The organism is Pantoea jilinensis (assembly GCF_019104105.1).
Taxonomy (GTDB): domain Bacteria; phylum Pseudomonadota; class Gammaproteobacteria; order Enterobacterales; family Enterobacteriaceae; genus Pantoea; species Pantoea eucalypti.
Map to the genome: position 1 here is coordinate 48881 of NZ_CP077746.1, position 24079 is coordinate 72959.

The 24079-nt window shown below is 54.6% G+C and carries 22 protein-coding genes; 3 read left to right on the plus strand and 19 right to left on the minus strand.

Annotated features, from left to right (window positions below; genetic code table 11):
- Positions 1–154: 154 nt before the first annotated feature.
- The 17 genes from glmU to ravA all read right to left on the minus strand — a co-directional run bounded on the left by glmU (position 155) and on the right by ravA (position 18712).
- Positions 155–1525, minus strand: a complete 1371-nt coding sequence (gene glmU, locus KTJ90_RS00220; RefSeq protein ID WP_499025744.1) for a bifunctional N-acetylglucosamine-1-phosphate uridyltransferase/glucosamine-1-phosphate acetyltransferase — start codon at positions 1523–1525, stop codon at positions 155–157.
- A 160-nt stretch (positions 1526–1685) separates the two neighbouring features.
- Positions 1686–2105, minus strand: coding sequence for a F0F1 ATP synthase subunit epsilon (locus KTJ90_RS00225; protein WP_008926374.1), 420 nt, complete (start codon positions 2103–2105; stop codon positions 1686–1688).
- 24 nt (positions 2106–2129) lie between these two features.
- Positions 2130–3527 (minus strand): F0F1 ATP synthase subunit beta, encoded by a 1398-nt coding sequence (atpD, locus tag KTJ90_RS00230; RefSeq protein WP_008926373.1) that lies wholly within the window; start codon positions 3525–3527, stop codon positions 2130–2132.
- A 30-nt stretch (positions 3528–3557) separates the two neighbouring features.
- Positions 3558–4424 (minus strand): F0F1 ATP synthase subunit gamma, encoded by an 867-nt coding sequence (gene atpG / locus KTJ90_RS00235; protein ID WP_003849534.1) that lies wholly within the window; start codon positions 4422–4424, stop codon positions 3558–3560.
- 52 nt (positions 4425–4476) lie between these two features.
- Positions 4477–6018 (minus strand): F0F1 ATP synthase subunit alpha, encoded by a 1542-nt coding sequence (gene atpA / locus KTJ90_RS00240; RefSeq protein ID WP_003849532.1) that lies wholly within the window; start codon positions 6016–6018, stop codon positions 4477–4479.
- Positions 6019–6032: 14 nt separating this feature from the next.
- A complete protein-coding gene (atpH, locus tag KTJ90_RS00245) occupies positions 6033–6566 on the minus strand; it encodes a F0F1 ATP synthase subunit delta (protein ID WP_003849530.1) in 534 nt (177 codons plus the stop codon).
- A gap of 14 nt (positions 6567–6580) precedes the next feature.
- Positions 6581–7051: a F0F1 ATP synthase subunit B gene (gene atpF, locus KTJ90_RS00250; protein ID WP_003849528.1), complete on the minus strand. Its 471-nt coding sequence runs from the start codon at positions 7049–7051 to the stop codon at positions 6581–6583.
- Positions 7052–7158: 107 nt separating this feature from the next.
- Positions 7159–7398, minus strand: a complete 240-nt coding sequence (gene atpE, locus KTJ90_RS00255; protein ID WP_003849523.1) for a F0F1 ATP synthase subunit C — start codon at positions 7396–7398, stop codon at positions 7159–7161.
- 105 nt (positions 7399–7503) lie between these two features.
- A complete protein-coding gene (gene atpB, locus KTJ90_RS00260) occupies positions 7504–8322 on the minus strand; it encodes a F0F1 ATP synthase subunit A (protein ID WP_003849506.1) in 819 nt (272 codons plus the stop codon).
- 8 nt (positions 8323–8330) lie between these two features.
- Entirely contained in the window at positions 8331–8711 is a 381-nt protein-coding gene (gene atpI, locus KTJ90_RS00265; RefSeq protein WP_003849503.1) for a F0F1 ATP synthase subunit I, read from the minus strand.
- Positions 8712–9401: 690 nt separating this feature from the next.
- Positions 9402–10019, minus strand: coding sequence for a 16S rRNA (guanine(527)-N(7))-methyltransferase RsmG (gene rsmG / locus KTJ90_RS00270; protein ID WP_003849501.1), 618 nt, complete (start codon positions 10017–10019; stop codon positions 9402–9404).
- Between the two features lie 47 nt (positions 10020–10066).
- Positions 10067–11956 (minus strand): tRNA uridine-5-carboxymethylaminomethyl(34) synthesis enzyme MnmG, encoded by a 1890-nt coding sequence (gene mnmG, locus KTJ90_RS00275; RefSeq protein ID WP_003849500.1) that lies wholly within the window; start codon positions 11954–11956, stop codon positions 10067–10069.
- A gap of 432 nt (positions 11957–12388) precedes the next feature.
- A complete protein-coding gene (mioC, locus tag KTJ90_RS00280; protein ID WP_499025750.1) occupies positions 12389–12829 on the minus strand; it encodes an FMN-binding protein MioC in 441 nt (146 codons plus the stop codon).
- A gap of 154 nt (positions 12830–12983) precedes the next feature.
- Positions 12984–13445: a transcriptional regulator AsnC gene (gene asnC, locus KTJ90_RS00285; RefSeq protein WP_003849496.1), complete on the minus strand. Its 462-nt coding sequence runs from the start codon at positions 13443–13445 to the stop codon at positions 12984–12986.
- Positions 13446–13548: 103 nt separating this feature from the next.
- Positions 13549–15687 carry a bifunctional 5-histidylcysteine sulfoxide synthase/4-mercaptohistidine N1-methyltransferase gene (gene ovoA / locus KTJ90_RS00290; RefSeq protein ID WP_499025752.1) on the minus strand — a complete coding sequence of 713 codons (2139 nt, stop codon included), beginning with the start codon at positions 15685–15687 and terminating at the stop codon, positions 13549–13551.
- A gap of 71 nt (positions 15688–15758) precedes the next feature.
- Entirely contained in the window at positions 15759–17219 is a 1461-nt protein-coding gene (viaA, locus tag KTJ90_RS00295; RefSeq protein ID WP_110410895.1) for an ATPase RavA stimulator ViaA, read from the minus strand.
- A complete protein-coding gene (gene ravA / locus KTJ90_RS00300; RefSeq protein ID WP_033761728.1) occupies positions 17216–18712 on the minus strand; it encodes an ATPase RavA in 1497 nt (498 codons plus the stop codon). The genes viaA and ravA overlap by 4 nt, the downstream gene beginning before the upstream one ends.
- 291 nt (positions 18713–19003) lie before the next feature.
- Between ravA and kup the strand changes: the two genes are divergently transcribed.
- Positions 19004–20872 (plus strand): low affinity potassium transporter Kup, encoded by a 1869-nt coding sequence (gene kup, locus KTJ90_RS00305; RefSeq protein WP_003849489.1) that lies wholly within the window; start codon positions 19004–19006, stop codon positions 20870–20872.
- Between the two features lie 15 nt (positions 20873–20887).
- Here kup and qseC read toward each other — a convergent pair whose 3' ends face one another.
- Both qseC and qseB read right to left on the minus strand, forming a co-directional pair.
- Positions 20888–22243: a sensor histidine kinase family protein gene (gene qseC / locus KTJ90_RS00310; RefSeq protein ID WP_499025755.1), complete on the minus strand. Its 1356-nt coding sequence runs from the start codon at positions 22241–22243 to the stop codon at positions 20888–20890.
- Positions 22231–22902 carry a quorum sensing response regulator transcription factor QseB gene (gene qseB, locus KTJ90_RS00315; protein WP_499025757.1) on the minus strand — a complete coding sequence of 224 codons (672 nt, stop codon included), beginning with the start codon at positions 22900–22902 and terminating at the stop codon, positions 22231–22233. The genes qseC and qseB overlap by 13 nt, the downstream gene beginning before the upstream one ends.
- Positions 22903–23063: 161 nt before the next feature.
- Between qseB and KTJ90_RS00320 the strand changes: the two genes are divergently transcribed.
- Positions 23064–23471 (plus strand): YgiW/YdeI family stress tolerance OB fold protein, encoded by a 408-nt coding sequence (locus KTJ90_RS00320; RefSeq protein ID WP_003849484.1) that lies wholly within the window; start codon positions 23064–23066, stop codon positions 23469–23471.
- Between the two features lie 182 nt (positions 23472–23653).
- Positions 23654–24073 carry a D-ribose pyranase gene (rbsD, locus tag KTJ90_RS00325; RefSeq protein ID WP_003849483.1) on the plus strand — a complete coding sequence of 140 codons (420 nt, stop codon included), beginning with the start codon at positions 23654–23656 and terminating at the stop codon, positions 24071–24073.
- Positions 24074–24079 lie beyond the last annotated feature (6 nt).

Consider the following 24079-nt stretch of genomic DNA (forward strand, 5'->3'; position numbering starts at 1 on the left):
AATGATGTTTTCCTGACTACATGGCTTTTCGCCACTTCTGTTGTCATGCGACCTGATATCCGGCTTTGCCGGTTCCCCGAGCCTTGTAGAGAGTGGGGATTATAGTTTTGGCACTGCACTGCATCGGCCCGCATAAAGCGGGCCGTTAAAAAATTTATTTTTTCTTCACCGGACGCTGCCAGTCCGCTTTGTGATTCTGCTCTTTGCGGTTGTAAACCAGACCAGCCTGAGGCACATCCCTCATAACGGTAGTACCTGCCGCGATGGTGGTGCCTGGCGCGACATTGACTGGTGCCACCAGCTGCGTATCCGAGCCGACAAACACGTCATCGCCAATCACAGTTTTAAATTTATTCGCGCCATCGTAGTTACAGGTGATCGTGCCTGCACCGATATTCACGTTGTCGCCAATCTCTGCATCACCCAGGTAGGAGAGGTGACCCGCTTTCGAACCCTTACCCAGACGCGCTTTCTTCATTTCGACGAAGTTACCCACGTGGGCGGCCTGCGCCAGCTCGCTGCCAGGACGCAGACGGGCAAAAGGCCCAACGGTACAGGCGGTGGCGAGATTAGCATCCTCGATCACCGTATAGGGACTGATTTCACAGTCATCGCCAATCACGCTGTTTTTGATAATGCAGCCTGCGCCAATTTTGACGCGCGAGCCCAGCGTGACCTGGCCTTCAATAATGACGTTGGTGTCGATTTCAACATCCCGTCCATGGGTCAGCGTTCCACGCAGATCAAAACGGGACGGGTCGCGCAGCATTACGCCGGCCAGTAGCAGTTTTTCCGCCTGTTCAGCCTGGTAAGTGCGTTCTAATGTCGCCAGCTGCAGCCGGTTATTGACACCATCCGTTTCACTGATGCGTGCCGGATGGACCGCGTTGATCACCCGGCCTTCCTGATGCGCCAGCGCGATAATATCGGTGATGTAATACTCACCCTGCGCATTGTTGTTGGTCAGCTGCGCCAGCCAGCGTTTTAAGTCGCCCCCATTGGCGATCAGAATGCCGGTGTTGATCTCTTTAATAGTGAGCTGCGCCGGGCTGGCATCTTTCTGTTCGATAATGCCAGTGATGGTGTCGTTTTCACGCACAATGCGGCCATAGCCGGTAGGGTCATCCAGTACCACGGTGAGTAAGCCGATGCCGCCCTGCGGTTTTGCTTCGCGAAGACGCTGCAATGTCGCCTGCGTGATCAGCGGCACGTCGCCATAGAGCATCATGATATCTTCATCATCTGCAAAAGCAGGGGCAGCCTGCTGCATGGCATGGCCGGTGCCGAGCTGCTCGGCCTGCAGCACCCAGTTAAGCGTGCTGTCAGTGAGGGTCGCTTTCAGGCGATCGCCGCCATGACCATGAACCAGATGCACATGCTGTGCGCCCAGCCCTTTGGCGGCATCAATGACGTGCTGAACCATCGGTTTGCCTGCCAGCGTATGCAGAACTTTAGGCAGATCGGAATACATACGGGTGCCCTTGCCAGCTGCAAGGATCACCACACTCATCGCACTGTTAGACATAACTATCCTGAGTGAATTTTTACGGGTGAAAGTAAAACGGTTTGAGGTTGAGATTACTACATTTTTCTCAGGCCGAAATTAGGCGGACAGGCAGATCGGGCGCTGCAGGCAAAAAAAATGCCAGCCCGAGGGCTGGCATTTCGTGACGCATAAAGCTGGATTACATCGCTTTTTTGGTCAGTTCGATCACGCGCAGTTTAGCAATGGCTTTCGCCAGCTCGGCAGAGGCCTGAGCATAGTCCACGTCACCATGGCTGCTGTTCATGTGCTCTTCTGCTTTGCGTTTTGCTTCCAGCGCGCGCGCTTCGTCCAGATCGGTACCGCGAATCGCGGTATCGGCCAGAACGGTGCTGCTGCCTGGTTGCACTTCCAGCACGCCGCCAGAGAGGTAGATATACTCCTCTTCGCCGTGCTGTTTCACGATACGGATCATTCCAGGCTTAATGGCAGTCAGCAGCGGCGCATGGCCAGGGAAAATCCCCAGTTCACCTTCGCTACCTGACACCTGAATCTTCTGTACCAGACCAGAGAACAACTGCTCCTCTGCGCTGACCACATCCAGGTGATAAGTCATAGCCATAATCTTCCTCCCGGGAAACCGTTATTACAGTTTCTTCGCTTTTTCCACGGCTTCTTCGATGGCGCCAACCATGTAGAAGGCCTGCTCTGGCAGGTGGTCAAACTCACCTTCCATGATGCCTTTAAAGCCACGGATAGTGTCTTTCAGCGTAACGTATTTACCCGGTGAACCGGTGAATACTTCCGCAACGAAGAACGGCTGAGACAGGAAGCGCTGAATCTTACGCGCACGTGCCACCAGCAGTTTGTCTTCTTCAGACAGCTCATCCATACCGAGGATGGCGATGATGTCTTTCAGTTCCTGATAACGCTGCAGCAGTGACTGAACGCCACGCGCAACATCATAGTGTTCCTGACCAACAACCAGCGGATCCAGCTGACGGCTGGTAGAGTCCAGTGGGTCAACGGCCGGGTAGATACCCAGAGATGCGATCTGACGGCTCAGCGTTACCGTTGAGTCTAAGTGCGCAAAGGTGGTTGCTGGTGACGGGTCAGTCAGGTCATCCGCAGGGACGTAAACGGCCTGTACGGAAGTGATTGAACCGGTCTTGGTGGAGGTAATACGCTCCTGCAACACACCCATCTCTTCTGCCAGCGTTGGCTGGTAACCTACCGCAGATGGCATACGACCCAGCAGTGCAGAGACTTCTGTACCGGCCAGGGTATAACGGTAGATGTTATCGATGAACAGCAGAACGTCGCGGCCTTCATCACGGAATTTTTCCGCCATGGTCAGACCGGTCAGGGCTACGCGCAGACGGTTACCCGGCGGCTCGTTCATCTGGCCATAGACCAGAGCAACTTTGTCGATAACGTTTGAGTCAGTCATTTCGTGGTAGAAGTCGTTACCCTCACGAGTACGCTCACCCACACCAGCAAACACTGAGTAACCTGAGTGTTCAGCTGCGATGTTACGGATCAGTTCCATCATGTTGACGGTTTTACCTACACCCGCACCACCGAACAGACCCACTTTACCGCCTTTGGCAAACGGACACATCAGGTCGATAACCTTGATGCCGGTTTCCAGCAGTTCCTGCGAGTTAGACTGATCTTCATAAGAAGGTGCTGCGCGGTGAATAGAGGCGATCTCTACTGCGCTGCCATCTTCTTCTTTCAGCTCGCCTTTCATGTCGATTGGCTCGCCGAGAACGTTCATGATACGGCCCAGAGTCGCTTTACCGACCGGTACCTGAATCGGTTTCTGCAGGTCGTTGACGTTCAGACCACGCTTCAGGCCGTCAGACGTACCCATTGCGATGGTACGTACTACGCCGCCGCCCAGCTGCTGCTGTACTTCCAGCACCAGACGCGCATCACCATTCATAACCTCGAGGGCGCTGTACACTTGCGGTACCGCGTCCTGAGGGAATTCGACGTCAACAACGGCGCCGATAATCTGGACAATCTTTCCAGTTGCCATCTTGAATCCTCTACCTAATTCCAAACCTGGTTAAACCGCGGAGGCCCCCGAGACGATCTCGGTAAGTTCCTGGGTGATGCTGGCCTGACGAGCTTTGTTGTAAACCAACTGCAGCTCTTTGATCAGATTTCCGCCGTTATCGGTTGCGGCTTTCATCGCTACCATACGTGCGGCCTGCTCACTGGCCAGATTTTCCACCACACCCTGATAAACCTGCGATTCGACATAACGACGCAGCAGGGTATCCAGCAGCGCTTTCGGATCGGGTTCGTACAGGTAATCCCAGGTCTTCGCCTTCATCTCTTCTTCACCTTCCGCTGGCGCTAACGGCAGCAGTTGGGTGATGGTCGGAGTCTGAGACATGGTGTTATTGAACTTGTTACTGACGATCATCAGTTTGTCGATGCGGCCTTCATCATACGCCTGCAACATCACTTTTACCGGGCCAATCAGATCAGACAGGGCAGGTTTATCGCCCATGCCGCTGACTTGCGCCACGATGTTGCCACCTACTGCACTGAAGAATGACGCCCCTTTTGAACCGATAATCGACAGATCGCTCTGCACGCCTTTATCGGACCAGGACTTCATATCCGCCAGTAATTTTTTGAACAGGTTAATGTTCAAACCACCACAAAGCCCGCGGTCTGTAGAAACGACCAGGTAGCCGACGCGCTTCACGTCGCGCTGTTCCAGGTAAGGGTGCTTGTATTCCAGATTACCCAACGCAAGGTGACCAATCACTTTGCGCATGGTGTCTGCATACGGACGGCTGGCCGCCATGCGTTCCTGCGTTTTACGCATCTTGGAGGCGGCGACCATTTCCATCGCTTTGGTGATCTTCTGCGTGTTTTTCACGCTTCCAATCTTGCTTCGTATCTCTTTTGCGCCGGCCATTAGCTTCTCCTCAAAGCCTTGCGGCCTGCCTTTTCAGACAAGCCGCCAGACATTACCAGGACTGGGTTGCTTTAAACGTATCGATCAGGCCTTTCAGCTTCGCTTCGATATCGTTGTTAAAGTTACCCGACTGGTTGATTTCAGCCATCAGCTCAGCGTGGTCGCGATCGGCGAAGGCCAGCAGCGCAGCTTCGAAGCTGCCAATTTTTGCCAGTTCAACGTCGTTCAGGTAGCCACGCTCTGCAGCGAACAGAACCAGACCCTGCTGCGCGACAGACATCGGCGCATACTGTTTCTGCTTCAGCAGCTCGGTCACTTTCTGACCATGGCTCAGCTGTTTGCGGGTTGCATCGTCCAGATCAGAGGCGAACTGCGAGAACGCCGCCAGTTCACGATACTGTGCCAGCGCGGTACGGATACCACCGGACAGTTTCTTGATGATCTTGGTCTGTGCAGCACCACCTACGCGGGATACCGAAATACCTGGGTTAACAGCCGGACGAATACCGGAGTTGAACAGGTTCGATTCCAGGAAGATCTGACCATCAGTAATCGAGATTACGTTGGTCGGAACGAACGCAGAAACGTCGCCCGCCTGGGTTTCGATGATCGGCAGCGCGGTCAGTGAACCGGTTTTACCTGTCACTGCGCCATTGGTGAAACGCTCAACATAATCAGCGCTTACGCGTGATGCACGTTCCAGCAGACGAGAGTGGAGATAGAACACGTCGCCAGGGAATGCTTCACGGCCTGGTGGACGGCGCAGCAGCAGAGAGATTTGACGGTAAGCTATAGCCTGCTTGGAGAGGTCATCGTATACGATCAGCGCATCTTCACCACGGTCACGGAAGTATTCGCCCATCGCACAACCTGCGTACGGAGAGAGATACTGCAGTGCAGCAGATTCAGAAGCAGACGCCACAACAACGATGGTGTTCTGCAGTGCGCCATGCTCTTCCAGCTTACGAACCACGTTAGAGATGGTTGAGGCTTTCTGACCAATCGCAACGTAGACACACTTGATGCCTGAGTCACGCTGGTTGATGATCGCATCGATCGCCATCGCGGTTTTACCGGTCTGACGGTCACCGATGATCAGCTCACGCTGGCCACGGCCGATTGGAATCATCGCATCGACCGACTTATAACCGGTCTGAACCGGCTGGTCGACTGACTGACGATCGATAACGCCAGGTGCAATCACTTCGACCGGTGAGAAACCGTCGTTGTCGATTGCGCCTTTACCGTCGATAGGTGCACCCAGGGTGTTCACGACGCGGCCCAGCAGGCCACGGCCTACCGGTACTTCAAGAATACGGCCAGTACACTTAACCTTCATGCCTTCGGCGAGGTCAGCGTACGGACCCATCACCACTGCACCAACCGAGTCACGCTCGAGGTTCAGGGCGATAGCGTAACGGTTACCCGGCAGGGCAATCATCTCACCCTGCATGACATCGGCCAGGCCGTGTACGCGGATGATACCGTCACTTACAGAAACAATCGTACCTTCGTTGTGAGCTTCACTCACGACATTGAACTGAGCAATGCGCTGCTTGATCAGTTCGCTGATTTCGGTGGAATTCAGTTGCATATGCTCCAGTCCCCTTAAGACTGCAAGACGTCAGCCAGACGGTCAAGACGGCCGCGTACGCTGCCGTCAATAACCAGATCACCCGAACGGATGATCACGCCTGCCATCACAGACTTATCAATTTTGCAATTCAGCTTAACTTTGCGTGACAGACGTTTTTCCATCGCGGCGCTGATTTTATTCAGCTGGTCGTCACTCAGCGTACTGGCGGAAATAACATCGACTTCAGCGGTGGCTTCATGAGCGTCACGCAGTTCGATATACTGAGCCAGTACAGCCGGAAGCGCTGTCAAACGTCCGTTTTCCGCCATCACCTTAATCAGGTTCTGTGCGGGTTCATCCAGTTGATCACCACAGACTGCGTTAAACGACGCTGCCAGCGCTTCAGGGGCTAATGCACCTGAGAGAAGATCAGCCATCTGTTCATTGCGAGCCACTTCTGCGGCAAACGCCAGCATCTGTTGCCAGCGTTCTATACTTTGATGCTCAACAGCAAAGTCAAAAGCTGCTTTGGCGTAGGGGCGAGCTACAGTAATCAGATCAGACATCAGCCCCTCCCTCCTTACAGTTCAGCGACCAGTTTATCAACGATGTCGCTGTTAGCAGCTTCATCCACGGAGCGTTCGATGATCTTCTCGGCGCCAGCCATAGCCAGCAACGCAACCTGCTTACGCAGTTCTTCACGTGCACGTTTACGCTCGGCGTCAATTTCAGCCTGCGCTTGTGTCACGATGCGATTACGTTCGTTTTCAGCTTCGGTTTTGGCTTCATCCAGAATCTGCGCGCGACGCTTGTTCGCTTGCTCGATAATGACCTGAGCGTCTTCTTTGGCTTTTTTCAGCTGGTCGGTCGCATTAGCCTGCGCGAGATCCAAATCTTTCTTGGCACGTTCAGCAGAAGCAAGGCCTTCAGCAATTTCTTTCTGGCGCTTTTCGATAGCAGCCATCAGCGGCGGCCATACGTACTTCATGCAGAACGCGACAAACAGGATGAACGCGATAGCCTGGCCGAGGATTGTTGCATTAATGTTCACAGCACAATGCCTCTAGATTGAGTATTTAACTTTTCTGCCGTTATCAACGTGATAAGCGGCAGAATCCGTTCACCCTTGCACATTGTGCGCTGAGTGAACACAGGGCTTTAGGCGACAGCAAACATCACGTACAGACCCAGACCAACAGCGATCATCGGGATTGCATCCACCAGACCCATTACAACAAAGAACTGCGTACGCAGCAGAGGAATCAGGTCAGGCTGACGAGCAGCGCCTTCCAGGAATTTTCCTCCGAGGATGCCGATACCGATCGCAGCACCGATTGCCGCCAGGCCCATCATCACAGCGGCAGCCATGTACAGCAGATCCATATTCAGGTTTTCCATGACAGTCTCCAGTTTGTTTCAGTTAAATGCTCCCTTAATCTTCCGGGCCTCAGCGTGGTGCGCTGCCACCCGGAATCAAGCGGGAAAGTAGTGTTGAGAAAAAAATCAATGCTCTTCAGATGCCATCGACAGATAGACGATCGTGAGGACCATGAAAATGAAAGCCTGTAGCGAAATGATCAGGATGTGGAAAATGGCCCACGGCACATTCAGCACCCACTGCGACCACCACGGCAACAGACCGGCAATAAGGATAAAGATCAGTTCACCCGCATACATGTTACCGAACAGTCGTAAACCCAGTGATACAGGTTTAGACAGAAGGCTCACACCTTCCAGAATCAGGTTGATCGGGATGAAGATCGGGTGGTTAAAAGGCTGCAGCGTCAGCTCTTTCGTGAAGCCGCCAATGCCTTTCATTTTGATGCTGTAGAACAGAATCAAAATAAATACGCCCAACGCCATAGATAGCGTGATGTTCACGTCTGCAGACGGTACGACGCGCAGCGCCGGTAACCCCAACACATGCTCACCAATATATGGCAGCAGGTCGATTGGCAGCAGATCCATGAAGTTCATCAGGAAGACCCAGACAAAAATTGTCAGAGCCAGCGGGGCGATAAGTTTGCTCTTACCGTGATACATGTCGCGCACGTTACTATCAACGAAACCGACAACCAGTTCGATAGCCGCCTGCATTTTCCCTGGCACACCGCTGGTGGCAGACTTCGCCACGCTACGGAACAACACCAGGAAGATGATTCCCAGCACCATAGAGAAAAACATGGAATCGATATTTAATACCCAGAACGTCGCGGGAGCGTCGTGCGGATTCACTAACTCGAAGGTACGCAGGTCCAACTGAAGATGTGTCAGGTGGTGACCAATGTACTCTTGCGGAGTAGAGATTTCTCCTGCAGCCATGATGCCTCTTACCCTTTGTTGTTAATTACCGCCGGTGCCAGAATATGTACCACCAGCACCGATAACCAGGTTATTCCGACCGGCCAGAAAACCGCGCCGAACAGACCCAACGCCACAATGAGCAAAATGATGGTCGCAAACACTTTAGCTATTTCACCTAAAGCGAAGCTCCACGCGACTCGCCCCGAAGTGGGGGATTGCCCCTGCAGGCGCCAGGCTAAAAACAAAAACATTACGTTTGGCAGCCAGGCTGCCGCTCCACCCGCAAGAGCAGAGACACCCCAGGTGACATCTTTAACAGTAAAGAGTGCGCCGATGATGACTATCGTCACCAGCTGAATCATCAGCACCGTTCGGGCGAATTTTAAACTGTAAAGAGACACTGACATGACGCTGATACTCTCCTGCCCCGTTAGGGGTATGTCGCGTGTCGTATAAGACTGCCTTTGCGCAGTTGAGTCAAGCAGCAAAAGCCGTGCAAATTATACGGGCCGCACCTGCGATTTCAATCGGTAAGTAGCGAAAAGGTGAACAATTATTTAAATTTCTTTCCGGAGGGCTATTTTTCCAAAGATTACCCTGCGGAGATTCGCACTAATCTGACTGAAATTTCACGCGCAACTTGCTTTTAAAGCGTGCTTTAGATCACATAATAAGCACTCACACTACACTGAGTTTTATCTTCAACCTATTTAAGAACAATCTGTAAAACAGATTAAGCCTTAAAAATCATTGTCTTGAAATTATAAAATTGCGTGTGCAAGTCTATTTTCATCAAAAACACGCTATTGACATCGAAGTATGCTTAAGAAACGTGAAATTGATATTACGCACGCAAAGTTATTACCGCGATATATTTTCTGGCGTGACTACTTTTATTCCGCGGCCCACCTATACAAGTGATATTTCTGATAATTAAATGTGAACCAATCGTTAAATGTAACAGAGCTTTTCGGATAATTTCCGTCGCTGTTTTTAACCTTCATTCCGCCAGGGCTTAAACAAAATCTTTTATCGATAGCGCATTATCTGCACTTTTTTCATCAGAACCCTGATAAAAGCCCCTGCTAACTGAAGGGCTACTGATGACGAATGATGACCAGATGACGGTCACCTTCCAGCTGCGGCACCTGCAGCTTAATGACGTCATCAGAAACATAGCCAGCCGGTAATTCCGCAATTTCATCGTCCGGACGCACGCCTTTAAGTGCGAAGAAGCGCCCTTCCCTTCCTGGCAGGTGATGACACCAGTTCACCATATCGGTCAGTGACGCAAATGCACGGCTGATAACGCCATCAAAAGGCGGCTCAGCCGGGAACGCTTCAACCCGACTCTGGACCGGAGTAATGTTAGTGAGTCCTAACTCATGCTGAACCTGACGCAGAAAGCGCACCCGTTTGCCCAGACTGTCGAGCAGCGTAAAGTGCGCATCAGGCATTACGATAGCCAGCGGAATACCCGGCAGTCCGGGACCGGTTCCCACATCAATAAAACGTGAGCCTTTCAGATGCGGTGCCACCACGATGCTATCGAGGATATGACGGACCAGCATCTGCTCAGGATCGCGCACAGATGTCAGATTGTAGGCTTTGTTCCACTTATCCAGCAGGCCGACATAGGCAACCAGCTGCTGTTTTTGTTGATCGGAGAGGGAAATACTGGCTGCCTTTAGCAGCGATGTGAGTGTGTTGATCACAACATAATTCCATTCAGCGGGGGCGTGTCGCCACGCCCCGTTTCAGATCAGGCGCTTTTACGCAGCAGACCCTGTTTTTTCAGATAAATAAGCAGAATTGAGATCGCCGCCGGTGTTATGCCGGAGATACGTGTCGCCTGACCAATTGACACGGGTTTGTGATCGTTCAGTTTGGCGATCACCTCATTCGACAGCCCGTTCACATGGCGGTAGTCGAGCTCCACTGGCAACAGTGTGTTCTCATTACGCAGCTGGCGATCAATCTCTTCCTGCTGACGCGCAATATAACCTTCATATTTGACCTGAATCTCAACCTGCTCAGCGGCCTGCTCATCAGCCAGAGCCGGACCAAAGGCATCCAGTGTCATCAGCTTCAGATAGGTCAGCTCAGGACGGCGCAGCAGATCTTCACCGCTGGCTTCTTTGGTCAGCGGCGCGCTGAGAACCGTGTTCACTTCGGTCACGTGCTCAGACTTTGGATGAACCCAGATATCCCGCAGACGCTGACGCTCCTGTTCAATCGCTTCCAGCTTCTCGTTGAAACGCGCCCAGCGCGCATCATCCACCAGACCCAGTTCACGGCCGGTTTCGGTCAGACGCAGATCGGCGTTGTCTTCGCGCAGCATCAGACGGTATTCAGCACGGGAGGTAAACATCCGGTACGGCTCTTTAGTGCCAAGCGTGCAGAGATCGTCAACCAGCACGCCCAGATAAGCCTGATCGCGACGCGGTGCCCAGCCCTCTTTGTCAGCAGACTGACGAGCCGCGTTCAGACCCGCCAGCATCCCCTGCGCTGCCGCTTCTTCGTAACCGGTCGTGCCGTTGATCTGTCCGGCAAAGAACAGCCCATGAATAAACTTGCTCTCCAGCGTCGGTTTAAGATCGCGCGGATCGAAGAAGTCATACTCGATGGCATACCCCGGGCGCACGATCTTTGCATTCTCCATGCCCTGCATCGATCGGACGATCTGAATTTGTACATCAAACGGCAGACTGGTTGAGATACCGTTCGGGTAGATCTCATTACTGGTCAGCCCTTCCGGCTCCAGGAAGATCTGATGTGAGTTACGATCGGCAAAACGCATGACTTTGTCTTCGATCGACGGGCAGTAGCGTGGGCCGATCCCCTCGATGATCCCGGCATACATCGGGCTGCGATCCAGGTTATTGCGGATCACTTCATGGGTTTTCTCATTGGTGTGCGTGATCCAGCAAGGCACCTGCTGTGGATGCTGAGACGCATTGCCCATGAACGAGAACACCGGCATGGGGTCATCGCCATGCTGCGGGCTAAGCACTGAAAAATCGATGGTGCGCGCATCGATACGCGGTGGCGTACCGGTCTTGAGGCGGTTTACCCGCAGCGGCAGCGCACGCAGTCGTTTTGCCAGCGGAATGGACGGGGGATCGCCAGCGCGACCGCCACTGTAATTGTCCAGACCGATATGAATTTTGCCATCAAGGAAAGTACCGACGGTGAGGACCACCGTTTTGGCACGGAACTTCAGTCCCATTTGCGTGACGGCACCGACCACACGATCGTTTTCCACGATGAGATCGTCAACCGCCTGCTGGAAGATCATCAGATTAGGCTGGTTCTCCAGTGCCGTTCGCACCGCCTGCCGATAGAGCACGCGGTCAGCCTGAGCACGGGTCGCCCGTACCGCCGGGCCTTTGCTGGCGTTTAGTATCCTAAACTGGATACCGGCCTGGTCAATTGCGCTGGCCATCAGACCACCCAGGGCATCCACTTCCTTCACCAGATGTCCTTTGCCAATACCACCAATCGCCGGGTTACAGGACATTTGTCCAAGCGTATCAATGTTATGGGTGAGTAACAGGGTTTGCTGACCCATTCGGGCTGCCGCCATTGCGGCTTCGGTGCCCGCATGACCACCACCAATTACGATGACGTCAAAAGGATCCTGATAAAACATGAAGTGGTACCTCGGTTGATGAACTTGCAGGATCGTCGTCCTGGGGCGTGGATTCTACTCAAATTCCGTCTGGGGTGAAAGCCGCGGGATCGTCCGGTTTTAAAAGAAAGGATCTTAGATCTGTATATGATCTTTCTGTTAGATCTCTTATTAGGATCCCGCTTTTCTGTGGATATGTGCCAGAAGCACCTCAGAAACAACAGGATAGAGAGGATCACTACCTGTGAGTGATCGGTGATCCTGATCCGTATAAGCTGGGATCAAAATGGACTGTTATCCACAGCTCAAAAATCGTTCTCCCGTTGTTATCTGGATAACTACCGGTTATACGCAACAAAACAGGGTAGTTATCCACAAAATAAAAGGAGGGGAAAGGATAAAATCAGCATCTTCCACTGGGGATCGTGACTATTTCGCGATCCCCAGCCCCCTTCAGATCGCGTTTTTCCAGCTTTCCAGCCAGGCTTCTGCGGGATCTTCAGGAATCTCATGCTCCAGCACGTCGATCTCAAGGCGATCGCCGATCTGACAGGCACCCTGAGCAATTAACAGCGCTGTAATCTGGCGGATCGCGCCACAAAAGAGATCATATTCATGATTGCCGAGTCCAACAGCACCAAACCGCACCTGCGAGAGATCGGGTTTGCTTTCCGTGATGGCCTCGAACAGGGGCAGAAGGTTGTCAGGAATATCGCCAGCACCGTGGGTTGAGCAGACCACCAGCCAGATACCCTCGTGCGGCACCTCATCCAGCGCCGGACCATGCAGCATCTGGGTTGAGAAGCCCGCTTCCTGTAATTTTTCTTCGAGATGTTCAGCCACATACTCTGCGCTACCCAGAGTACTGCCACTGATTAAGGTAATATCGGCCATCTTGCTCTCCCGGACATTAAGGCGAGCATTGTACGCTGTGATCAAGCGGTGATCCACCTGTGGACAACAGGGTTAATAGATCAGAAGAAGCGAATGCAGCTGTTGTCAGCCGCCACATTCGTCAGGGATAAGATTATGCACAAGGAATAGAGGATCAGGGCTTGATGGTGCGCATGATCGGGTTTTGCAGGGAGATCAGCGTTTCTGTGGACTGAATTTCATCGATGGTCTGGATCTTATTGATCAGGACCTGCTGCAGGGCGTCAATTGAGCGGCACATCACTTTAATAAAAATGCTGTAGTGGCCGGTGGTGTACCAGGCTTCAACCACTTCATCCAGCGCATCCAGCTTGCTCAGCGCCGCCGGATAGTCACGCGCGCTCTTAAGGATAATGCCAATAAAGCAGCAGACATCAAACCCCAGCTGGCGCGGATCGATATCAACCCGTGTTCCCAGGATGATGCCCGCCTGCTTCATTTTTTCCACGCGCACATGAATGGTGCCCGGGCTGACATTAAACTGTTTTGCCAGCTCGGCGTAAGCGGTGCGCGCATTATCCAGCAGGGCATTCAGAATGCCGCGATCCAGGTTATCGAGCTGCAGATGTTCGGCCATGGCCATCCTCGTTATGGGTCTGCTTAAGTAAACAACGGTGAATGTGCAGCAAAATAACGGTTCAGGCAACTCCCGGCAGCGACGGGCGCCGCTGCCGGTTCACTTAGCGTTTGCGCCAGACAGTGACCTGCGCCAGCGTATGCTGGAACTTGCGGGCCGTTTCACGGATCACAAACGGTTTGTCCTGTGGTTCATCGACCAGGTCGAAGTCGGCCGCCAGCAGACGTTGCAGCGCCTGCAGCGTCGTCAGTGCCTCACCGTTCTCACGTACACCGCCCAGCCAGTTCTCTTTCGGTGTGAAATCTTCCAGCCAGGTATAAGGGGATGAGAGCAGCAGAATACCGCCCTGACGCAGCATCGGCGTGACATCACGCAGGAAGCGCGCAGGCTGGCGCAGACGATCAATCAGGTTGGAGGCAAGTACCAGGTCGTAACGGCCAGGCTGAGGTTTGAGGTTACAGGCATCCCCCTGAACAAACTGAATCCGCTGCGCCAGTTCGCTCTCCAGTGCGAAATCTTTCAGGCGAACCTGACGATACTCCACCAGGTCGCCTTCCTGTGGCAGCAGATAACGGAAGTCTTCGCCGCTGGCCAGCTGCAGCGCCACATCAATGAAGCGCGCCGAGTAGTCCATCCCGGTGACGCGTTCAAAGTGGCGAGCCAGCTCAAAACTGGCGCGTCCGGTGGCACAGCCGATATCAAGGGCTTCGCCACGTGCTGTTGTGTAGTCCAGCGCCAGCTTCACCAGACTTTCGGCATAGTTGTCCACACCGAAATAGCGCGGGCCATACTGGAAGTCGAGGTACTGCGACACCATCGCGTCAGATTCATACGGGTTCGGCGCCATCGTCTCCTGATGGCTGGAAACCACGTAGCGGAAACCGGCATGCTGGAAGAAGTGGCGGCGGAACGCATAGCGGGCTGATTTCAGCGCTTCGTTGCCGGTCGAGATCCAGCTGCCGCCTTTGATCAGCGAATGTTTGCCATCAAAGGTCGGAGTGGAGAAATCATCGTACAGCGGGTGAACGTTGAAGCCTTCAAAGCCATTGGTCGGCGTAGTCGTCCACTGCCAGACGTTACCGACGATATCGAAGAATTCGCCCTGGGCGAAGAGGTCGACCGGCGAGGAGGAAGCCCAGTACGCCAGGTTGATGTTGCCCGGCACCCGATCCCAGTCTGGCTGATCGCCCGCGACCTGTTCGCGTAGCTGAGCCCACTCCGCTTCACAGGGGAGCTGAACACTCATGCCGGTCTGATTCGCTTTCCAGCGGCAGAAGGCCGCCGCTTCCAGCTGATTGACCTCGGCAGGCCAGTCCCATGGCATTGCGACCTCTTCACACATCAGACGCAGTTTAAGCTGATCGGGCATCGCAGGCGTGCCGACCCAGAAGGTGGGCATTTCTGCTTTGGCAAACTGACACCAGCCCCAGCCTTCGTCATCCCACCAGCGGGCATCCTGATAACCGCCAGCCTCAATGAACGCCAGAAATTCCGCGTTGCTGACCAGCATTTTGCTCGCCTGGAACGGCTGCAGCGTAACCTGCTGGCGGCCATATTCGACATCCCAGCCGTAGGTGTCGTCGGTTTTCCCCAGCGTAAGGGTGCCACCGGGCATCGGCAGCAGGGTATTGGCCGGAACAGCCTCGCGCTGGTGGCGTGCCATCCGGCATGCCGGCCACGCGGCCTGTGGTCTGACCCACTCAACGGGTAACTGGCGGATCAGCACGCTGGAGGTTTCCAGATGAATACGCTCATGCTCAATCCCCATCAGGATCACCCACGCCGGGCTCTCCCAGCTGAGTGGCAGCGTGATCGGCATGGTCTGGATCAGATCGCTGACCAGCGCTTTAACGCGCCCGCGGTATGCACGGACTTCCTCAATGGTCGGCCAGTCATAGTGGCTGTCGTTGAGATCATCCCAGCTCATCTCATCAACACCAATCGCCATCATCGCTTCGATGCGATCGTCCAGACGCGCATCAATAAGACGTCCGGCCATCAGCTTATTAATGTAGAAGGTGGCGGTATGACCAAAATAGAAGATCAACGGATGGCGCAGGGGAATAGCTTTAGTAAACCAGGCCTTTGAATCGGCCAGACAGGTGAACAGACTTTCATACTGTTCCCAGGTCTGATGAAAATAGGCCAGCAACTCGGCACGTTTTTGTTCTATGTTCTGGCCGGAGAGCAATAACGTCCGCGTCGGGGCAGGCAAATCGCGGTGAGGTTGAGCAAGCGTCACAGGAAGCTCCAGATTGCTGAGTAAGTGAAACGGTAATTTACTATAGCAAAGAAGCTTTTCTGTCAGATGACTTAACGGCGCCAGTGGCGTAGCAGGCGGCTTTTCATGCCGGTATCGAAGCGCCAGATATGGTCAAAGATGCGCAGAATACCTGGTTTCCCGTGGGTCGACATCGCCACGGCATGAAAACGTTGCTGATTGTGTCGCTGACGCTTTTTAATCGCCCCGATCACCTCTTCCGGCAGACGCTGGGCAATAAAATCGGAGACGATCACCGCATCGGCTTCCTGCCACAGTGCGCCTTCCATTCGGGTGACAACAGAGGATAGACAGGCAGCCAGATCGGTGCCGCCGCGAAAACGTTGACTGAGAAAACGAATCGCCTGTTCCAGCCCGTCATCACCGGTCAGCTCATAGCCAATCACCTCATGGGCAAAGAGCATGATGTAGCAGCGACGACGGTCGGCCAGCGCGACCTTCAGTAGCGCCAGACAAAACGCTTTGGCACAGCGCTCATTGAAGCCACCCATCGAACCGGAGGTATCAACGCAGACGATAAATGGCCCGCGTGGCTGCTCTTCATGTTGCTGGTGGCTGGCCGGACGCATCGTCACCTTTTCATGCCAGGCATCGCCCTGCAGCTTGTAGGTCAGCAGTCGTTTCTCGACCAGCCGCCGATAAAATTCCAGCTCCAGTTCGCTGATGCTCAGCGCCGCTAACTCCGGCGGCAACAGACGCAGTACGTCATCGCTCTGATGAATGCCGCTGACCTCTTCCGGCACGGACGCAGGCTCCTGCACCAGATGGTGAAAAGCTTCCATCGGGGCATCCTGCGACGGCACCGATTTTGCCTCGCGGCTGCGACCCAGCTGCTGGGCCAGTTTCAGCAGCTCCGGCTGCTGAGCCAGAAAGTCACCATATTGCAGCATCAACTGATAGTCGCCAGGCTGCAGTGACGCTTTACTCATGTCCCACAACCGACCCGCGGCAGCTTCATCATCGTCGCCCAGAATCGGTGCCAGCTGGCCGCTCAGTGCCATGCGCTGCTGCAGTTCCGCCAGCAGACGTTCGCGCTGCTGTTCCAGCAACTGCTGATTCAGCGTCAGCGTCTGTAAGGTCAGGCTCAGCCGCCAGCGCTGCAGAAAAAGCTGGTGCTGCGCGCTGCTGAGATGAGCGATATCGGTATGTTGCAGCAGCCGGTTAGCTTCATCCAGAAAGGGGGACGGCAGGCTTTCAAGTGCCTGAAGTGTGGCATTCAGCTGGTGGCTGAAGTCACGATCGCTGAGAAGTTGTACCCGCTGGAACAGCTGAAACTCTTCGGCCAGCGTGGCCGGAACCGGTGTGGCTTTGAGATCGGCTGTGATTTCGGCTCGCCAGCGCGGTACATCGCGCAGCAGCGCTTTCTTCAGCCCGGGAAACTTTTCAAAAAACAGCGCAAGCTGGGGCGACGCCAGCAGAGCAATGATCAGCTCTTCAATCAGTTCGGTTTCCCCCACTGAGAGCAGTGTGCTGAGCGTCTCCACTGAGATCATTTACGCGCCTGTTTCAGCTGTTCCGCCACATCCTGCAGACTGGTTTCAACCCGCGCCAGCCAGTCATCACTGATAAACAGGCAGCGCTGATGCTGACTGAACTGATGTCGCTGCGACCGCAGTTCACTCTCCAGTGCATCCAGCGCGTCGGTGATTTCACCGGGCAGCGGCTCGCTGCTGCTGACGCCTGGCAGTGTCAGGCGCGACGATTGCAGGCTGACATCACGGATAGCCAGACAATGCTGTGCATCCACGTGTAAATCCAGGCTCTGCGCAAAGCCAATCCCATTGAGCTTGCCGCGAACCTCGCCGCCTTTTTGCAGCCACTGATTCAGGGCATCACGCGCGATCACCAGATGACTTACCTGCATGTCATGCAGCATCAGCGGTTTTTGCAGCATCAGCGTCAGTTGCTCATCGGTAAAGCTTTCTGGCAGATCGTAATGGGGTTTGCGGCTGAACATGCCGCTGTGTTTTTCCAGGGTGATTGCCTGCGCGATGCTCTGCTGTTGCTGGAGGGCCATGCGGCGAGCTTTGATCTGCTGCAGTTTCATCAGCATCGGTTGCTGCTGCCAGGCGTGCTGCGTCATTAACAGGTCGATTTCGCGCTCCAGCAGTTGCATGGACGCAACGTCATGCCAGAGACAATCTTTCAGCAGGATCAGGTCTATCGGTGCAATGGTGTTGCGACCGCTATAGAAGGCGCTGGCCTGCAACAGATGAATCGCTTTTTTCCAGCGACGATCGGAAATGTAAGGCGCGGCGGGCTGGCTCTCCAGCTGCTGACGCAGCTGATAAATCAGCTCAAACACCGCATCGGGCAGACTGACCTGGCTGATGCCGAGCTGCCACTGTGCATACTCTTCATCACTGATGCGCAGGGACTCCGCGACCGGATTGGTGTGCTCATCCTGCTGGTGCGTCAGCATGCTGCGGAAGTTCTGTTTCTCATGCACATTATCCAGCCACAGGCGGATCAGCATCCGATCATAGAGCGCTTCAAGACCGCTATCCGCTTCCGGCAGTTCATTGGAGGCGGTGACCAGCAGCCGCATCGGGATGGTCTCTTCGCTGTCGCCATTGCGGAAGCGGCGCTCATTAATAGCTGTCAGCAGCGTATTGAGAATCGCCGGCCCCGCTTTCCAGATCTCATCCAGAAAAACAATCTCGGCGTCGGGCAGATACCCTTTGGTCAGACGCTGATAGCGCCCTTCATCTTTCAGCGCCTGAATGGAGAGCGGACCAAACACCTCTTCCGGTGTGGAGAAACGGGTCATCAGATATTCAAAAGCGCGGGCGTGCTGAAAGGCATATTTGAGGCGACGGGCAATCAGGCTCTTGGCGATGCCTGGCGGTCCCAGCAGGAACACACTTTCACCACTCAGCGCCGCGAGCAGGCAAAGGCGTATGGCATGATGCCGCTCATACAATCCTTTTTCTAACGCATTGCTGAGGCGAGAAATTCTTTCTGCCAAAAGATGGGGTTGAGCCATAATCACTTCACTGTCCTTACGATCGTCGGGCCGCCGCGCTTAAGCAAGCGCTTTACTCTATAGATCATCATGCGTGAAAGCGTTGATAGCTGTCAGCTTTTTTGTTTCAGAAGGTTTGCCTGGATTAAAAGCAACGCTAATTAACGCTTTATCGCCAGAAGTGACCCCGTTACCCTGCCAGCGAGGCGAAGCGGGTATAGGAATTTTCGCTAAACCGTGCATACTGTGCGCTTTTTGATGGCCTGAGCGAGGGGTTTTCGCGCCTCTTAGACTCCAACAAAAGATAACTCTATGAGCTCGGATAATAAGCAGTCACTTCGCGGATTAACGCTGGCCGCCATTGGTGTTGTTTACGGGGATATCGGCACCAGTCCGCTGTATACCTTGCGTGAATGTCTCTCCGGACAGTTTGGCTTCGGCGTTGAGCGGGAAGCGGTGTTTGGCTTTCTGTCGCTGATTTTCTGGCTGCTGGTGCTGGTGGTCTCACTGAAATACATCAGCTATGTGATGCGTGCCGACAACGCCGGTGAAGGCGGGATACTGACACTGATGTCGCTGGCTGGCCGCCATACCGGTGCGCGGGCCACGGCAGTACTGGTGATCATGGGCCTGATTGGAGGCAGCTTCTTCTATGGGGAAGTGGTGATCACGCCAGCCATTTCGGTGATGTCCGCTATTGAAGGCCTGGAGATTGCCGCGCCGTCGCTGGATCCTTTTATCGTGCCGATGTCGATTGCGGTGCTGACGCTGCTGTTTGCGATTCAGAAACATGGCACCGGCATGGTGGGCAAACTCTTCGCGCCGGTGATGCTGGTCTGGTTCCTTGTGCTGGCGATCCTTGGGGTCAGCGGCATCATGAAAAATCCGGAAGTGCTGCATGCGCTGAATCCCGCTTATGCGGTCGAATTCTTCGTGCACTATAAATCTGTCTCATTCTTCGCGCTTGGCGCGGTGGTGCTGGCGATTACCGGGGTTGAAGCGCTCTATGCCGATATGGGGCACTTCGGTAAAGTGCCGATTCGACTGGCCTGGTTCTCGGTGGTACTGCCGTCGCTGGCACTGAACTATTTTGGTCAGGGTGCGCTGTTACTCAGCGACCCTAAAGCGATTAAAAACCCCTTCTTCCTGCTGGCGCCGGAATGGGCGCTGATCCCGATGCTGATTCTGGCGACCCTGGCCACCGTTATCGCCTCGCAGGCGGTGATCTCAGGTGTCTTCTCGCTGACGCGTCAGGCGGTGCGACTGGGCTATCTGCCAGGTATGCGCATCATCCACACCTCTGAGCGTGAATCGGGTCAGATTTATATTCCGGTAATCAACTGGGTGCTCTATTTCGCGGTGCTGATTGTGATTATCAGCTTTGAGCATTCAAGTAATCTGGCTGCCGCCTACGGTATTGCGGTGACTGGCACCATGGTGCTGACGGCGATGCTCTCCTGCACCGTGGCGGTTAAAAACTGGCACTGGAACAAGCTGGCGGTTGCCGTCATCCTGGTATTGATGCTCTGCATTGACGTGCCGCTGTTTACCGCCAACCTGGTGAAAATCTTCTCCGGTGGCTGGTTGCCGCTCTGTCTCGGCCTGGTGATGTTTATCATTATGACGACGTGGAAAAGCGAGCGTTTCCGCCTGCTGCGCCGTATGCACGAACATGGCAACTCCCTGGAGGCAATGATCGCGTCACTGGAGAAATCGCCGCCGGTTCGCGTACCGGGCACGGCGGTCTATATGTCACGTGCACTGAATGTGATTCCATTTGCCATGCTGCATAACCTCAAGCATAACAAAGTGTTGCATGAGCGGGTGGTGCTGCTGACGTTGCGAACTGAAGATGCGCCTTACGTGCACAACGTGCGTCGCGTCACTATTGAGCAGCTGTCGCCGACTTTCTGGCGCGTGGTGGCGAGCTACGGCTGGCGCGAAACGCCAAACGTCGAGGAGATTTTCCACCGCTGCGGTCTGGAAGGTCTTAACTGCCGCATGATGGAGACGTCGTTCTTCATGTCACATGAATCGCTGATCATCGGCAAACGTCCGTGGTATCTGCGCCTGCGCGGCAAACTCTTCCTGGCGCTGCAGCGCAATGCGCTCCGTGCGCCAGACCAGTTTGAGATCCCCCCAAACCGGGTGATCGAGCTGGGCACTCAGGTCGAGATTTGATCTGCAGCGTCCGCCTTACGGGGCGGGCGCTGACCAGCGCAGCGTGACGCATAATCCGCCGCCGGATCGCTGGCTGAAGGTGACGTTCATCCCGTGCAGCTGGGCAATGTTGCGGACTATCGATAATCCCAGCCCGCTACCACTCTTCTCCTGGCCCGGCGGTCTCCAGAAACGTTCTCCGAGCCGTTGCAGATCCGCTGCACTCAGACCCTCGCCATTATCCTCCACCGACAGGCTGTTTGCCTGCAACCGCACATCAACTTCACTGCCTGCTGGCGTGTAGCGAATGGCGTTATCCAGCAGATTCCGCACCAGCAGTGACAGTAACAGCGGATGCCCCTGAATCAGCGGATCGACCTCTGCGAGAAGGCGCAGCGTCACACCGTTTTTGTCCGCCAGAGGCAGCTGTGCGGCGAGCGTGTCCTGCACCGTGCGTTTCAGCGACACAGGTTCGAAGGCGCTGCGCACATCATCGGCTTCAACCCGCGAGAGCGTCAGCAACTGATCCACCAGCCGCGTTGCGCGGACAATCCCGGCATCCAGCTGCTGCAGCGCATGGGTTCGCATGACTTCGTCATCTGCAGTCAGCTGGATCACTTCGCTTTGCACCTGCAGCGCGGCCAGCGGACTGCGCAGTTCATGCGCGGCATCGGAGGTAAAGCGGCGTTCACGCTGCATCATGGCGCTAATGCGGCTGAACAGACCATTGAGCGCGACCATCAGCGGTTGCACCTCTTTTGGCACGCGGTCTGCCTGTAGCGGCGTATCATCATCGGCCGAACGCTGCGCCAGTTGTTTTGCCAGCGTCTTCAGCGGCCGCAGTTCAGACCAGACCAGACCGATAAGCAGAAGCAACATTAAAGGCAGCGCGATTAGCCAGGGCAACATGCTGGCCTTCATCAGATCCCGCGTCATGTCATCGCGGTATTCCGACTCCTGGCCCACCACCACCCGGAACTGCTTATCAGGCGTGGTCAGCCAGACGAATCGCCAGCGATCGTCGTCATTGGTGAGCTGCCCTTCATGAAATCCCTGATGCTCCGCCTCAAACGGCAGATAACGGCCGTTGTCGCCATCATTCATCACCTGCCTGCCGTCACGCGTGAAGACAGCAAAGGCCAGTGCATCATCATCCTGTTCGCCACGATGGTGGCGCAGCATCTCTTTGGTTCTGGGCAGTGTGGTATTGTCCAGCGAGGAGAAATCCAGCGTCAGCAGACGCTTAGCCAGTAGCATCTGCTGGGTATCAAAGAGCTCATCCAGGGTTTCACGCGTCTGATGCCAGGCACTCAGGCTGGCACTGGCCCAGCAGAGGCCGAGCAGCAGCACAAAACCGATGCCCAGCCGCAGAAACAGACTCATTGATCGCATTCGGCGGCCCCCAGCGTATAACCGACGCCATGCAGCGTGCGGATAAATGTGCTGCCCAGCTTTTTACGCAGATGATGGATATGCACTTCCACCGCATTGCTGGAGACGTCGGCGTCCCAGCTGTAGAGCTTCTCTTCCAGCTGGCTACGCGTCAGCACCCGGCCTGGATTGCGCATAAAGAGTTCCAGCAGCGCCAGTTCACGACTTTTCAACGCAATCGTCTCACCCTCGCGCATCACACTGTGGCTGCCGTGGATCAGCACCACGTTACCGTGACGGAGTTCGGGCTGCAGCTGGCCGTGACGGCGGCGGATCAGCGCCTGTAAGCGAGCGGCCACTTCGGTTAAGGCAAAAGGCTTGCATAGATAGTCATCAGCGCCCAGCTGCAGGCCTTTGACCCGCTGATCGAGCGCATCGCGGGCGGTCAGTATCAGTACCGGCACATCGTTGCCCTGCTGTCGCCACTCCCGCAGGATATCGAGTCCATCCCGCTCGGGCAGTGAAAGATCCAGAATCACCGCATCCCAGGGTGCGGCCTCCAGCGCGTTAAAGCCGGACTCACCAGACATAAACCAGTCAACGCTAAAGCCCAGCTTACTTAGCCCCGCTTTGATACCGTCGCCAATTAAGCGATCGTCTTCAATCAGTAAAATACGCATCACGTCTCCCTGTTCCGATAGCGCTTTATACGAAGCAACTTCCCTGGTGTACAGCTGATTTCGGCGAAAATCGCTTATTTTTAACGCTTAAGAAGCTGTTAAGAACTCTGTGGTCAACTGGGCGTATTCAAACCGAAAACACCACTGAAAAGAGGTACACCATGAAAAAGCATGCTGCAATTCTGGCCGTCGTTATGCTGGCTTCCGCCCCGGTTTTCGCTGCGCAGCAGGGCGGATTTGTTGATCCCAGCGCGCCAGCCACACAGACACAGTCAGCAGCCGGACAGGGTGGCTTTAGTGCAGACCACACCAGTGTGGTGACCGTGAAGCAGGCTGAAGAGATGAAAGATGACAGCTGGATCACCGTGCGCGGCAAGCTGGAGAAACAGACCGGCAAAGAAGATTATCTGTTCCGCGACCAGACCGGCACCATGAAAGTCGAAATCGACCACAAGCACTGGAACGGCCAGACAATCACGCCCAAAGATAACGTAGAGCTCACGGGTGAACTGGATAAAGATTTCAACAGCATTGAGATGGACGTTAAGCAGGTTAAAAAGCTGCCTTAATCTTTTGCTTCAGGGTCGCATTTGCGGCCCTTTTTTCTGCCCGTTCCCCGCCTTAATGCAAATTTCCCCTCGCGTGAGCGAAACGTTTCGATGGCGATCACAGATTTCTTCTTTGCCCGTTGAGTTGATGGCGGCTTTTCATACACTCCCATCAGCGAAACGTTTCGCTGTGGAGTGAAAAGATGAAAAAAGGTCGCCTGTTAAACGCTGAACTCTCTCATGTGATTGCCCGCCTGGGACACACGGATACGCTGACGATTGCCGATGCAGGCTTGCCGATTCCGGCAGGACCGCAGCGTATCGACTTAGCGCTCACGCCGGGTACGCCCGATTTTATGCAGGTGGTGAATGCTGTCGCACTGGAGATGCAGGTAGAGAGCGCCCTGATCGCGGAAGAGATTAAGCAGCATAATCCGCAACTTCATAGTGCGCTTGTCGCTGTGCTCGAAGCCTTGCAACAGCACCAGGGGAATATCATCACCATCAGCTACACCAGTCATGAACAATTCAAACAACAAACGCAGCGTAGTCAGGCGGTCATTCGCAGCGGAGAGTGTTCTCCGTTTGCGAATGTCATCCTCAGCGCCGGTGTGACCTTCTGAGGCCGC

What these genes read in the sequence shown, in the direction of transcription:
- glmU (WP_499025744.1), bottom strand. Translation starts at nt 1,525, where the DNA reads ATGTCTAACAGTGCGATGAGTGTGGTGATCCTTGCAGCTGGCAAGGGC.
- KTJ90_RS00225 (WP_008926374.1), bottom strand. Translation starts at nt 2,105, where the DNA reads ATGGCTATGACTTATCACCTGGATGTGGTCAGCGCAGAGGAGCAGTTG.
- atpD (WP_008926373.1), bottom strand. Translation starts at nt 3,527, where the DNA reads ATGGCAACTGGAAAGATTGTCCAGATTATCGGCGCCGTTGTTGACGTC.
- atpG (WP_003849534.1), bottom strand. Translation starts at nt 4,424, where the DNA reads ATGGCCGGCGCAAAAGAGATACGAAGCAAGATTGGAAGCGTGAAAAAC.
- atpA (WP_003849532.1), bottom strand. Translation starts at nt 6,018, where the DNA reads ATGCAACTGAATTCCACCGAAATCAGCGAACTGATCAAGCAGCGCATT.
- atpH (WP_003849530.1), bottom strand. Translation starts at nt 6,566, where the DNA reads ATGTCTGATCTGATTACTGTAGCTCGCCCCTACGCCAAAGCAGCTTTT.
- atpE (WP_003849523.1), bottom strand. Translation starts at nt 7,398, where the DNA reads ATGGAAAACCTGAATATGGATCTGCTGTACATGGCTGCCGCTGTGATG.
- atpB (WP_003849506.1), bottom strand. Translation starts at nt 8,322, where the DNA reads ATGGCTGCAGGAGAAATCTCTACTCCGCAAGAGTACATTGGTCACCAC.
- atpI (WP_003849503.1), bottom strand. Translation starts at nt 8,711, where the DNA reads ATGTCAGTGTCTCTTTACAGTTTAAAATTCGCCCGAACGGTGCTGATG.
- mnmG (WP_003849500.1), bottom strand. Translation starts at nt 11,956, where the DNA reads ATGTTTTATCAGGATCCTTTTGACGTCATCGTAATTGGTGGTGGTCAT.
- mioC (WP_499025750.1), bottom strand. Translation starts at nt 12,829, where the DNA reads ATGGCCGATATTACCTTAATCAGTGGCAGTACTCTGGGTAGCGCAGAG.
- asnC (WP_003849496.1), bottom strand. Translation starts at nt 13,445, where the DNA reads ATGGCCGAACATCTGCAGCTCGATAACCTGGATCGCGGCATTCTGAAT.
- viaA (WP_110410895.1), bottom strand. Translation starts at nt 17,219, where the DNA reads ATGATCTCAGTGGAGACGCTCAGCACACTGCTCTCAGTGGGGGAAACC.
- ravA (WP_033761728.1), bottom strand. Translation starts at nt 18,712, where the DNA reads ATGGCTCAACCCCATCTTTTGGCAGAAAGAATTTCTCGCCTCAGCAAT.
- kup (WP_003849489.1), top strand. Translation starts at nt 19,004, where the DNA reads ATGAGCTCGGATAATAAGCAGTCACTTCGCGGATTAACGCTGGCCGCC.
- qseC (WP_499025755.1), bottom strand. Translation starts at nt 22,243, where the DNA reads ATGCGATCAATGAGTCTGTTTCTGCGGCTGGGCATCGGTTTTGTGCTG.
- qseB (WP_499025757.1), bottom strand. Translation starts at nt 22,902, where the DNA reads ATGCGTATTTTACTGATTGAAGACGATCGCTTAATTGGCGACGGTATC.
- KTJ90_RS00320 (WP_003849484.1), top strand. Translation starts at nt 23,064, where the DNA reads ATGAAAAAGCATGCTGCAATTCTGGCCGTCGTTATGCTGGCTTCCGCC.
- rbsD (WP_003849483.1), top strand. Translation starts at nt 23,654, where the DNA reads ATGAAAAAAGGTCGCCTGTTAAACGCTGAACTCTCTCATGTGATTGCC.